Genomic DNA, 12,910 nt, shown 5'->3' with positions numbered 1-12,910 from the left:
CCGCCGCCTGCCACCGCCTCCAGCGCCGTGGCGGGCGGCTTTTGCCTACCATGGGGTGCCATGAATTTCCTCAAAGCTTTGCTGGACCAGGATCCGGCCGCCCCGCGCATTACCGTCTACACGGAGGCCACCGGCGCCCGCCTCGACTTTTCCGCCCAGACCCTGCAGAACTGGGTGGCGAAGATCGCTAACATGCTGGCCGAGGAGCTCGACTTGGAACCCGGCGACACCATCGCCGTGAACCTGCCGGTCAGCTGGCAGGCCGCCGTCATCTGCCTCGGCGCCCTGGCCCGCGACATCGACGTCCAGCTGTCCACCAGCGCCAGCGCCGGCTCCGACACCGCGCAGGTGGTCTTCACCAGCCCGGAGCGCTTCAAAGACTTCCCGGGCCGCGACGTCGTCCTGGTCACCGAGGATCCCTTCGGCCGCGGCGTGGCCGAATCCGGCGGCACGCTGCCGCTGGGCGCCATCGACTTCGGCCCCACCGTGCGCTTCTACGGCGACCAGTACTTCGAGCCGACCACGCCCCTGCCCGAGCTCGTGCTCACCGACGCGGCCGCAGACAACCCTGACAGCCCCGCGGGCCCCGCCGGCCAGGCCCACGGCGGCCCTAACGGACCCCGCGTGCTGAGCACCGGTTGGCACGACTGGGACAGCTTCCGCGCGAACGTGTTGGTGCCGCTGGCTAAAGGCGGGTCCGCAGTAGTGGTTTCGGGCCTAGCAGATGACCGCCGTTTAGAGGAAATCCGGGCCAACGAAAAGGCCACTGAGCTGCGCTAACAAAAAAGTTTTTGCTTTGGGCGTGCATTCTTAGCCGACCTACGTTAGTATCGTAATTGCGAGGCAGCGTGGCGCCGGAACATCACCCCCCGAGCGTTCCGGCCGCCCCACCTCGCACCCGTTGCCCCTCTGCCTATCACCCCCCCCGAGCAGGCGGAGGGGCAACTTCATGCCTTCAGCCGCTCAGGCGGCGGACTCCCGCTTGCAAAGCAGTGATATATACCACCGCCGCAGGACTTTTATTCTCCGGCGCGCGGCGTATATTTCTTTGTCGTGGCAATGCATCTTCCCCGCCCGCACAAGCCAGTGCGGAGGGACAATTTTTCCTCGCACCCCATTCCCGAGCGCACCTACCCGTGGTGGCAGGTGATGTGCCTGTCCGGGGTGGACTATTTCTCCACGCTGGGATACCAGCCCGGCATCGCGGTGCTGGCCGCCGGCACCCTGGCCCCGGCCGCCACCCTCATCCTCGTGGTCGTCACCCTGGCCGGGGCGGTGCCGGTCTACCGGCGCGTCGCGGCGCGCTCGCCGCACGGGCTGGGATCTATCGCGATGATGGAGGCCCTCACCCACGGCTGGTGGGGCAAGCTGCTCGTCCTGGTGCTGTTGGGCTTTGCGGCCACGGATTTCATGGTCACCATTACGCTGTCGGCCTCCGATGCCTCCGCGCACCTTCTCGGCGCCACCGACAGCCCGCACCAGCTTCCCGTCACCATCGCACTGGTCAGCGCCCTGGCAGTGGTCTTTTTGATCGGCTTCCGCGAGGCCGTCGGCGTGGCCGTGGGCCTAGTCGTGACCTATCTCTCGCTGACCCTGGTGGTAGTATCCGCCGGCCTGTGGACTCTGGCCACCCACCCGGCCCTCTTGGGCGACTGGGCCGATACCCTTCACGCCCAGCACCCACACCCGGTAGGCATGGCGGTGGTGTGCCTGATCGTCTTCCCCAAGCTCGCCCTCGGCCTGTCCGGTTTTGAGACGGGCGTGTCCGTCATGCCGCTGATCCGCTCGCAGTCCCTGCCGCAGCGCATCAAGCGCGCCCGCCGGCTGGTGACCACCAGCGCGGTGATTATGAGCCTGTACCTGCTGGCCTCTTCGCTACTTGTGACCACCCTTATCCCGGCCGACCAATTCGGCGCCGGCGGCAGCGCCGACGGGCGGGCGCTGGCTTGGCTGGCCGAGCACTACCTCGGGGCCACCTTCGGGCAGTTCTACGGATACGTCACCACGGCCATCCTATGGTTCGCCGGTGCCTCGGCGATGTCGGGCATGCTCGCCCTGATCCCGAAGTACCTGCCGCGTTTCGGAATGGCCCCGGAGTGGGCCAAGCGCTCCCGGCCGATGGTGTTGTTGCTCAGCGCCATCGCCATCGGCATTACCTGCGTCTTCGACGCGGACGTGGACAAGCAGTCGGGGGCCTATGCCACCGGCGTGCTGGTGGTGATTTTCTCCGGCGCCGTGGCGGTGACCTGCACTGCGCGCGCCAAGGCCTGGTTCGCCGCCATCGCGGTGGTCATGGGCCTGACCCTTGCCGCCAACCTCGTGGAGCGCCCCGACGGCCTGCGCGTGGCCGGGTTCTTTATCGTAGCCATTGTCTTGAGCTCGCTGGCCTCCCGCGCCCTGCGCTCCTACGAGCTGCGCGACAACGGCATCTCCTGGGATGCAGCCGCCGTAGAGTTGCTCGAGGTCCCAGGATCTAGCATCCAGCTGATGCCGGCGGCCCCCTGCCCTGAGTTGGGGCCAAAGAAGGAGCGCATCTGCCGCGCCCACCACCTGGACAGCGCCGCGGACATCGTGGCACTGGAGATTTCCGTGCGCGATCCTAGCGCCTTCGCCGAGCCCTACTCCGTGCGCGGCGTGGACGGCGCGCTGGTGGTCGAGGCGGCCTCGGTGTCCAACGCGGTGGCCGTTATCGCCCTGGACATCCAGCGGCGCACCGGCAAGCCGGTGGAGGTCTACTTCGAGTGGGCTGACGATGGCCCGCTCAAGGCCGCGCTGCGCACCGTCTTCCTGGGCCGCGGTCAGGTCGCCACGGTCACCCGCGAGATCCTACGGCGGACAAGTCTGGACACCGGTCAGCCCAGCCCCAGCGTGCACGTGGCTTAAGCAGCCGCCACACAGCCTGGCTCGCCGCTCCCACCCGCCGTCCCTCCCTGCGCAGGGCGGCGCAGCGCGCTAAAGCCGCAGCGCTGGCGGCAGCCTGACCCCTGCCACGGGCGAAACACCCCGAAACAGCTGTCCCAGTGCCCAGCTAGACCTAGGATTGCAAACTTTTTATCACTTCCTACCCATCAACGGAGGTCAGCCTAACCGGCGTGGTGTAGTTAACCTTTAGTTAACTTGACGCCTAAACCAAAATCGACTCCACTTCCCCGGCGCCAAGCAACTGCCAGCTCAATAACGCTTTTTAACAGTGTTTACCGGCCGGTAACGTCTGAGAGTTTCCTTATTTTTAACCCCTATTTCACCCCTATTCGAGGGTGTCGGGCTTTTCTGGAAATTCTACTTGTATATACCTTTCATCCCTAAGTAGATAATGATTTATCCCGCCGTAGCCAGCGAATCTACAGAAAAAGCTCAACAAAGGATGAACCAACTGTCCGATCCTCGAAAACGATAATTTGTCTAGACATTCCGACTATTGCGGTTCTTTCCAGCGGCCTTTACGTTGGACTGCATCACGCCTTGAGGAATGCGTGTCGTACTGTCAAAACCCATCCCCTACTTCAGGAGATTTTTCTTTATGAATATCCGTCGTCGTTTTGCCGGCCTGACCGCTGGCATCATCGTTGCGGGTACCGCTCTGACCGCCCCGGTCGCCGGTGCCGCCACCCAGACCGAGTCCTACCCGGAGACCCCGGCGCTGAACCCGAAGCTGCCGATCATCCACACCACCCACGGCTCCGATCACATGAAGGCCAACGTGCTGAACCCGCGTCCGGTCTGCAACCCGTGGGAAGACCACCGCACCGTGGTCTACAAGGCCACCGACACCTTCATGCCGGCCGGCACCATCTCCACCACCAACCAGACCAAGAAGGACATCCCGCTTAGCCAGGAGCTGTCCAAGTCTCAGTCCATCAACGTGGAGATCAACGGTGACCGCACCTCCACCACCTCCATGAACCTGGGTGGCGGCTACTCCAAGGATGGCGGCGAGTCCTCCGTGGGCATCTCCCACTCCATCGCCACCAAGATCGGTGCTTCCGCTTCTTACTCCCTGTCCTGGGACGCTGGCCAGACCATCGGCCCGTACGACGTTCCGCCGAACCACACCGGTGAGGCCACCTACGGCTTCCGCGTCCTGAACATGACCGGTACCCAGCAGTACTGCAAGCCGAACGGCACCTGGTCCACCCCGACCTTCTGGTCCGCTCTGCAGCCGGTCAAGAACGAGGTCCGCGTCAAGCTGTACGACGATCTGGCTGATTCCTTCGCCCCGAACAAGGACGCTCAGAACACCACCGACGTCAACGACCCGAAGGTGGCTGAGGAAGAGAAGGACCCGAAGGCTGACGCTGAGGTTGTCGCCGAGAACGAGAAGCCGGTTGAGGAAGAGGTTGCTTCCGAGGCTGAGGGCGACAAGGAAGAGGCTGCTGACAAGAAGAAGCAGGAAGAGGTCGACAAGGGCGAGGCCACCGAGGAAGACTCCGAGCTGGACCTGAAGCCGTTCATCAAGACCTCCGGCGCTAAGCACGCTGGCTTCTCCGGCACCGTCGCCGTCGGCGCTGAGAACGTTGGTTCCAAGCGCTACTACGGTGAGTTCCCGGCTACCCAGTTCCGCGTCGATGTCAAGACCGGTGAGGGCCCGGAGGGCGTCGACCGCCTGATCACCCCGCGCTCCACCAACGGTGCTCACATCCGCGACCTGGGCTTCGACAAGAAGACCTCCACCCGCTCCTTCGAGGTTAACCTGTCCAACCCGATCAACAAGGGTGAGAAGCAGGAGCTGGCGTTCCTGGACTTCGGCGACGGCAACACCAAGGAAGGCCGCCTGAAGAACTACATCACCGTTACCCAGACCTCCCGCCTGGACGGTGACAACTCCAAGGGCAACGACCAGAACGTTGACTCCCGCAAGGTTGGCACCAACGACTTCGGTAAGAAGCACAGCGGTCTGTACTAAAGACCACCTGGTTCCTTAAGGGACAGAGGAACTACATGGGACTATCTGCTCATCGCCTCAGGCGGTGATGCTTGAAACTCCCTTGGTTGCGCACTGGGAATGTCATTCCTCCCCGCGCAACCAAGGGAGTTTTCTTGTCGTTTTTCTTCCCCATTATCTTGGATTGTCTTGGCCCGGCCCGGCTGGGGCCATAAAATTGGTTCCATGTCCGATAACACTAAGAACCCGCCGCGCATCCTGGCGATCACCGCCTGCCCCACGGGCATCGCGCACACGTATATGGCGGCCGAAAACCTCACCGCGGCCGCGCAAGAATTGGGTTTCGATCTTAAGGTCGAAACGCACGGTTCCATCGGCGTCGAGGGTGCGTTCACCCCCGCTGATATTGAGGCTGCCGATGCCGTCCTCATCGGCGCCGATACCGTCATCAACAAGGAGCGCTTCGTGGGCAAGCGCCTGCTGGCCACCGGCGTCGACGACGCCATCAAGCGCCCGAAGGAGCTGCTGCGCCAGTCCCTGGAGGCGAACACCTTCACCGACCGCCAGCTGCAAAAGCAGCAGGCCGACCAGGCCGGCCAGGGCGCGGGCACCAAGTCCGAGTCCTCCGGCCTCGCCGGCGTGGGCCAGACGATGTACAAGGCCCTGATGAACGGTGTCAGCCACATGATCCCGTTCGTGGTCACGGGTGGTCTGCTGCTGGCCGTGGCCCTATCCATCGGCGGCACGCCCACCCCGGAGGGCCTGGCCATCCCGGAAGATTCCTTCTGGTTCACCATCTCTGAGCTGGGCACCCTGGCGTTTTCCCTGATGGTGCCGGTGCTTTCCGGCTATATCGCCGTCGGCATCGCGGACCGGCCCGGGCTCGCCCCGGGCCTGATTACGGGCTTTATCGCCACCACCGGTTCCCTCTACGGCTCGGAGGCCGGCGCCGGCTTCCTGGGCGGCATCGTCACCGGCATCTTGTCCGGCTACGTGGCCCTGGGGATTAGGAAGATCCCGGTGCACAAGTTCATCGCGCCCATCTGGCCCATCATCGTCATCCCCATCCTAACCACGCTCATCGTGGGCCTGGCTTTCATCTGGCTCATCGGCGCCCCGATTGCCAGCGTCTTCGCCGCGCTGACCGAGTACCTCGCCGGCATGCAGGGCGCCTCGGTGCTGGTGCTGGGTGCCATCATCGGCGCCATGATGGCCTTCGACATGGGCGGGCCTTTCAACAAGACCGCCTTCCTCTTCGGCGGCGGCATGATCGCCTCCGGTAACGCGCTGCCGATGGGCATGGCCGCGGCCGCCATCGCCGTCCCGCCGCTGGCCGTGGGCCTGGCCACGCTCATCCGCCGCGCCTGGTTCACCAAGGCGGAGCGCGACTCCGGCATCGCCGCGCTGTTCATGGGCTTCTTCGGCATCACCGAGGGCGCCATCCCGCTGGCCGCGGCCCGCCCGCTGCAGGTCATTCCGGCCAACGTCGTCGGTGGCGCCATCGCCGGCGCCCTGGCCGGTGCCTTCGGCGCGGCCGACCACGTCATGCACGGCGGACCCATCGTCGCCCTGCTGGGCGCGGTGGACAACGTCGTCGGCTTCTTCATCGCCATGGCCGCCGGCGTAGCCGCCACGACCATCCTCATCCTGGTCCTGGTGGGGCTCACCCAGAAGAAGAACCCTGCCACCCCTGAAGCACAAAACACCGGCGCCGACGCCGACGCCGCCAACACCGCCGATGCCACCACCCAGCCCGGCACCGACACCACGGCTGCCGCGGTCCCGGCCGGCGCCGCGGGTGCTACCACTGCCGCCCCGAGTACTACGGCGACCGCCACCACCCCCAGCACGCTCATCGACCCCTCGGTGGTGCTGCTGGAACCGGATACCGTCTCCAGCCGCGACGACGTCATCCGTGAGCTCGTCGCCGCCGCGGCCTCCAGCGGGCGCATCACCGACGCCCAGGCCGTCGTCGACGCCGCCCTGGACCGGGAGGCCAAGCACTCGACCTCCGTGGGCAACGCCGTGGCCATCCCGCACGCCCGCGTGGCCGGCGTGACCGCCCCGACCCTGGCCTTTGCCCGCCTGGACGAGCCCGGCATCCCCTGGGCCGCGGAGGAGGAACCCTCCCGCCTGGTCTTCCTCATCGCCGTGCCCGACGACGCCGGCAAGCAGCACCTCAAGCTTCTGTCCAAGCTGGCGCGCAGCCTGATGAAGCAGGACTTCCGCGATAAGCTCTACGCCGCCGCGGACCGCCGCGCCGTCGTCGCCCTCGTCGAAGAGGCCGTGGCCTAGCCACCGCACGACCCTGCCGGGCGCAGAGAAGCGGCCGAGGACCGGATCCACCATCCAGCCCTCGGCCGCTTTTGTCATTCCTGAGCCCGCTCCTGCCAGACATCTGCCGGGTCGCAGACGGCAGTCACGTTCAGCGCCGCCGCAAAGCGCCCATCCGGCAACCCGGTCATGGCCTGCAGCGCCGGCTCATCGATGCCCGCCCGCCGCAGGTTCTCCGCAATCTCCCCCGCAGCGGCCTGGCGTTCCTTGTTATTCAGACTCATGGGAGAAAGGCTACTCCGGTTTAGAACACCCCTTGTTTTCGCAGCCAGTTGTAGGGCTCATCGAGCGCTTCCCGCACCTTCGCAGTTAGCCTCTGATGCTCCCAGTACTTCATGGTTTCCCGCATCAAGTCTTCACGCTGGCTCTTTCCGGTCAGCTCGAATACTCGCCGCATGAGCTCTGCGCGTTCCTCGAACGGGATGACATCGAAGTCGCGGTCACCCCGTGTGCGAACGCAAGCCAAGTCTTGGCCCTCTAGGTAGAAGGTCCGTTCCTTGTATCCAGCTGTACCTGCTGTTTCAGTCACGTGGATAGCTTTCTTGTGGAGCAAGTCGGACAAGGCCTTATTGAGCGCTGTGCGAGAAGCGCGGGTAACGCGGAACCCGTTAGCTTCCTGGTAACGGCGGTAGATTAGCTCACCGGTGATAGGTCCTTCATGCTCCACGATCGCGCGAATCCCAACGCTGATCTTTTGGATCGGAACGCGCATATCTTTGCTTGCCTCATAAGGATGAACCTGCCCCGAAAACTTGCTGTAAACAGCGTCAAACGGCCCGTCAATTTCTCCTTGGCCAGACTCCCCCACTTGCTTGCCCGTGCTTGCTCCAGAATCACTCAACGCAGCCGGCTCCGAGGTGTCCTTCGGTTCCCTGGCTGGTAGCGGTTGGCCCTCCCGCGGAGCAGGCTCTGGACTCATCTGCGGGGACACAGGCTCATCCATTACCCCACTGCCGCCGGGAACCTCACCGGTCTCCAGCAGCCGGAATGCCTCCTCAATGACCTCAACGTTCTTGGACTTCTTCGCCTGGTTGGCAGAGGTGAACGGAGTGATCCCGCGGCTATCCAGCTCGTCGAAGACGCGTTGCATCTGCTCGTCGGGGTTCAGGTAGAAATCGGACTCGAAGATGCGCACGAAGTTCCATCCGAGGCGCTCCAGCTCGTGCTGGCGCCCTTGGTCTTCCTTGGCTTGGGCTGGCCCGTGCCAGTGATCGCCGTCGCACTCGACCGCGAGTCGTCCGCCGGCGCCCTCGACGACGAGGTCGATGTAATAGTGTGCGGACTGGTATTGCGGGATCACCCGGAAGCCGCGCTGGGCAATCCGGTTGTAGACGCGCTGTTCAAAGAGCGAGTCGAAGGGTTCGCAACGCTGGTCACCAGAAACGAGTTCGCTGTAGCTGACCTCCGGGTCCGCTTCGGCCACGGCGTAGGCGTGCTCCAAAAGCTGCCAGCGCACGTCCTCGTTGGAGTGCAGCTGGTCGGTGCCGATGGAGTGGAAAAGCCACACTTGGTCCTTGGCGCGGCTGACCGCGACGTTGTAGCGCTGTACGTATTCCTTCCCGCTCAGGGTTGCCACACGCTTGGGCGCCAGTCGTCCATTTTCCTGAACTTGGGCCGTGGAGACCATAGTCAGGAAAATGACGTCGCGCTCCGCGCCCTGGAAATCGGACGGGGCACCGACAACAAGTTCGCGTTCCTCCCAGATCTCCGGCGGCAGTTCTTCCTGTAAGCGGGCCCGGATGAATTTGATCTGCGGTGCGGAACCCAACAGAGAGATCACGCCCATGGTCAACCCGTCGTACCGAGGGTTGTCCAAGCAGCGCTTCAACCGATCGATGAGGACGAGAGCCTCGGCGCGGTTGACCTGGGCGCCGCTAGAGGCTTCACTAAACGCATTCGGAGTACGGGTGACCTTAAAGGGCGCGAGCCGCTCTCCCGGTGGTACCTGGCGCACCGGGGTGAGCTCGATTTTATTCGGCCGGTAGGCCAGCTTGTTGGAGAACTCAATGATCTCCGGTACGCAGCGCCGGTGCTCATCGAGCACAATCCGGTCCTGGTAATACATCTGGGCCGCGCCGAACAGGGACTGATCCTGGTTGGTCCAGCTATCAAAATACCGGAAGTCTTTGATGTGCTGCCGCGCCAGTTCGTACACCTCATCGGTACGGGAACCCACGCTCATCGGAGACACCTGCTGGTCGTCACCGATGACAACGATCTTCTCAGCCAAGTACTGGAGGAATACTGCTTCCACGCCCGCCTGCGAAGCCTCGTCCACGATGACGACGTCGAACATGTTCTCCTTGAGCTGGAACTGTTCGACTACCCTGTAGATAGGCATGATCCACACGGGCACCGCCGCTGAACAGCGCTCGAGTGACTTGCGCACGGCGCGACGATAGCGCTCGGTGTCCTTGCTCTTGCCTTTACCGAGCTTGCGGACCCGCTGGGTGTAATCCATCATGTCGGTCCGCGTTTGCCGGTTAATTCGGCCGTGACCGACAGCCTTGTCCCAGGCCCGCAGCGCGGCGATTTCCACTGCGATGTCGGTGATCCGCTGGTCGATGAAGGATAGCTCTTCCTGTAGCTGCACGAAGTCGATGTCTTCGGTAGCGGCCAGGCGCTGCGCCGCAAGAGCCCACGCCCGAGCGTCATCCAGGATAAAGACCCGCGGGCGCCACTCCGGTGCGGTTTCCGCGTCAGAGACCAACGAGGTCAGTTTGAACGACCACTCCTTAACCGCGGCGCTGAGTTCATTGCGGCGGCGTGCCCGGGGCGCTTCGCCCGCCACACGGACAAGCTCGCCCATCGCGGTCGAATAGCCCTCGGCCGAGCGGGCCTTCGCCGCCGCATATAGATCCCGCAGGTTTTGCGACGCACCCGCCTTATCGGCTGGGCTAGCAAGGGCGTCTTCTACCTCTTGCGCCTGCGCTTCCAGGTCTTTAATCCGCTGGTTGAGTTCCTTTTCGGAGGCACGGTACTGGCGCACTACTGCGAGGTCGTAAGGCTTGCCATCGGCAGATACCAGGCCGCGGTCCTTGAGCTGCCGGTAGTTCGTGGCGCGCTGCTGGTGTAGGTCTACGAGGGAGGTGAGGTTGTTCACCTCGCGCTGGATATTGCCCATCCGCAGCTCCAGGCTTGCGTCCTGGATACGTGCCAGCGGCGCCCAAGCCTCGACTAACTCGGAGACCACCCAGCGCAGGGCGACGTAGTCCAGGAAGGTATGCACCGCCTCCAGCGACGTGGGAGGAAGCCCGTCTACGCGCACGTTGGAGAAGAAAGGTTCACTTTCTTTAACGACCGAGGAGGTGAAGAAACCCGTTTTAACCGAGCCATCAGCGCGGGTCTTCACCGTACCGCCGCCGTTGAGGTATTCCTGCAGGGAACGAGCCATAGCCGTGAATTGCTCGAGGCTGCCGTTAACGCTGACGCGGGCCAAGCTGCCGTCAGTCAGGCGCTCCTTCTGGAAAGTAGATATCTTGCCTGCCAGGAAATTCGCCGTAGATACCGAGCGCTGGCCGCTGTCTTGCGCGAAATCGCGGGTAACATCATCCGCCCAGTCTTGGTGGAAGCCCTGGATCTTTTCTTCCACCTCCTTCAGCTCATTTAGTTTTGCTTCGCGGCTGGCCCGAGTGAACTCATCCAGTTTGGCCAATTCTGTTGCCCATGCCGGCAGCTCAGATTCGAGGGTCTCCAGTGCGCCTCGTGACTGTTCGAGGTCAGCTACGAGCTCCTCCCACTGCGCCGGCTCGGGAAGGCCCAAGGAGATGACGTCGAGCTCGTCCTCGTTGCCCCGGGCGCCGGTGAGACAAGCATCATCAAGGAGCGTGAACCATTCGTTGATCTCCCCGGAACTCAGCGGAAAGGGTTCAGTAAAGGAAGCGTCATTGAGCTGCTGGACCCAGCTGTAATCGTCGGTTTCTTCCTGGGTACGCAGGGCCGCCTCGGAGAATTTATCCGGGTAACCGGCCACACCGAAGTCGGTGAACTCGCGCTCCAAGCGCTTGCTCCACGCCTGCCCCAGGCGCTGGCGCTGTTCCCGCAGCTGGTCCAGCTCGTTCGAGAGCCTCTCCAGGTCCCGCACATTCTGCGAGGCGTCAAAGCTGTCGGCTTTCCTTGCGATAGTGGACACCGCCACCTCGAGCTCGCTCATGTTCTGATCTGACCAATCAAGTACGGAGACCGCCAGCTCACGAATCTCAGCCGGCAGCTTATCCCGCAGCTCGTACAAAGCACGGGCCTTCTCCGCGGTGACTAGGACCCGCTTGCCTTGGGCAAGAAGATGCGACAACAGGGCCGCCGCCATGTGCGTCTTACCGGTACCCGGCGGGCCCTGGACGATGGTCTGGGCGCTGGAGTCCACGCGGGCGAGGACTTGCTTTTGCTTGTCATTCAGCGGCAAAGGGCTGAAGATCTCGCCGTCAATGCGCAGCACTCCGCCGCGATCAGCGATATGGTCTTCGCGCAGCCGTTCCTCCGGGCTCTCCTCGACTGGCATCTCCACCAGCTCCCACAGGGAGCGGGGTACGGTGCCGGTCTCAGCGATGGCGCGGGCAATTTGCTCGAAGAAAGAACCCAACCCCACTTTGACGCGCTTGCGGAGAATCATCGCCGGGGCGTAGGTGAGCACCGGGTGTCCGTCCCCGGCCATGATTTCGGCGCTCGGGCGGTAGACGGCCTGCCGGTGCAAGCGGTTAGCGGTGGTCCGCAGCAAATCGGTCAGATCGTTGACGTTCACAACCTCGCCCTCGAACTCTGCGACGGCACGCTTGGTCTCATCAATGAAATTAATGTCATCCAGCGCGTCCGGCGGCAACGCGTTCAGCTCCGCCTTTGCGGGAGTATCTTCTAACCTGACGGTCAGAGAACCGTTGCGCGGCGAATGTTCGATCTCCAGCTTCGCAACGAATAGGTGTCGGTTGATTTTGTCCCGGTTGGGGGCCACCCAGTGCAGGTTGCCGAAGCCGAATACCAACTCGAATTCTTCCGAATTCTGGTTGGCATCGGTTTGGATTTCGAAGATTTGATCGTAGAGGTCACGTATCCGTTCATCCAGCGCCCACTCGTCCCACAGCTGCAGCCACTGTTCGATAGCCTGCGTGACCGTAGTGTCGAGTTCCTCGTAGTAGGAGGTTTCCACGCCCACGGTGACCTCTTCGCGGATCTGCGGGCGCTTGAGCGGGTTATCGATTCCACCGTCCAGCCAGCGTTGGACCTCGGCGCCTGGCTCCGGTGCGGACTCTTTTTCTAGGCGCTCAATCTTCAGCAGCGCATTCGCGGCAGCGTCCCCGCTCTCCGCTCCGGCCTTGCCTGCCGGCAAACCCAGCAGTGCGCGCAGAGGCGCAGCTAGGGTCAGGTACTTTCCGCGCTGCTGCACCAGCTCCTTCAGATCATGGAACCAGACCCGGTGTTTCTTAGGACCGTAATCTTTGGTCTCCTTGACCGGCTTTTCTGAACGCTTTTGCATATCAGCCAGGAAGGCAAAGAGACTGACAGCTTTCTCAATCTGAGGTTCCACGACACTCCTCGAACTCCGGCTCAACGAGCCACACAAATCTCAACGCATAGCGATAACGGCCACCCGCTTCCGGGGCCCTATACCGAGAACGCCCATACGGTTCCCTCCAAAAATCGGAGGAAAACAACTCATACATTTTAAGCGAGTAATGCGCTCCTCAAGTTACTAACTGAGAA

6 protein-coding genes are annotated in these 12,910 nt (G+C 63.1%); 4 read left to right on the top strand and 2 right to left on the bottom strand.

Annotated features, from left to right (window positions below):
- Positions 1 to 60: 60 nt before the first annotated feature.
- From QQS53_RS02880 to QQS53_RS02865, 4 genes are all read left to right on the top strand, one after another.
- Positions 61 to 780 carry a TIGR03089 family protein gene (locus QQS53_RS02880; RefSeq protein WP_472774424.1) on the top strand — a complete coding sequence of 240 codons (720 nt, stop codon included), beginning with the start codon at positions 61 to 63 and terminating at the stop codon, positions 778 to 780.
- A gap of 279 nt (positions 781 to 1,059) precedes the next feature.
- On the top strand, positions 1,060 to 2,883 hold the full coding sequence (locus QQS53_RS02875; protein WP_472774513.1) for an APC family permease: 1,824 nt from the start codon (positions 1,060 to 1,062) through the stop codon (positions 2,881 to 2,883).
- Positions 2,884 to 3,520: 637 nt separating this feature from the next.
- Positions 3,521 to 4,903 (top strand): hypothetical protein, encoded by a 1,383-nt coding sequence (locus QQS53_RS02870; RefSeq protein ID WP_472774423.1) that lies wholly within the window; start codon positions 3,521 to 3,523, stop codon positions 4,901 to 4,903.
- 204 nt (positions 4,904 to 5,107) lie between these two features.
- A complete protein-coding gene (locus QQS53_RS02865; RefSeq protein ID WP_472774422.1) occupies positions 5,108 to 7,177 on the top strand; it encodes a fructose-specific PTS transporter subunit EIIC in 2,070 nt (689 codons plus the stop codon).
- A gap of 74 nt (positions 7,178 to 7,251) precedes the next feature.
- On the opposite strand, the gene QQS53_RS02860 is transcribed toward QQS53_RS02865, so the two are convergent.
- Complete coding sequence (locus QQS53_RS02860; protein ID WP_472774421.1) at positions 7,252 to 7,440, bottom strand: DUF2316 family protein; 189 nt, start codon at positions 7,438 to 7,440, stop codon at positions 7,252 to 7,254.
- A 20-nt stretch (positions 7,441 to 7,460) separates the two neighbouring features.
- Positions 7,461 to 12,734, bottom strand: a complete 5,274-nt coding sequence (locus QQS53_RS02855) for an AAA domain-containing protein (RefSeq protein WP_472774420.1) — start codon at positions 12,732 to 12,734, stop codon at positions 7,461 to 7,463.
- Positions 12,735 to 12,910: the final 176 nt, after the last annotated feature.

The sequence above is a fragment of the Corynebacterium sp. 2571A genome, assembly GCF_055700935.1.
Note: the sequence above shows the minus strand (reverse complement) of the source record. Positions and strands in the feature narration are given on the sequence as shown.

What these genes read in the sequence shown, in the direction of transcription:
- QQS53_RS02880 (WP_472774424.1), top strand. Translation starts at nt 61, where the DNA reads ATGAATTTCCTCAAAGCTTTGCTGGACCAGGATCCGGCCGCCCCGCGC.
- QQS53_RS02875 (WP_472774513.1), top strand. Translation starts at nt 1,060, where the DNA reads ATGCATCTTCCCCGCCCGCACAAGCCAGTGCGGAGGGACAATTTTTCC.
- QQS53_RS02870 (WP_472774423.1), top strand. Translation starts at nt 3,521, where the DNA reads ATGAATATCCGTCGTCGTTTTGCCGGCCTGACCGCTGGCATCATCGTT.
- QQS53_RS02865 (WP_472774422.1), top strand. Translation starts at nt 5,108, where the DNA reads ATGTCCGATAACACTAAGAACCCGCCGCGCATCCTGGCGATCACCGCC.
- QQS53_RS02860 (WP_472774421.1), bottom strand. Translation starts at nt 7,440, where the DNA reads ATGAGTCTGAATAACAAGGAACGCCAGGCCGCTGCGGGGGAGATTGCG.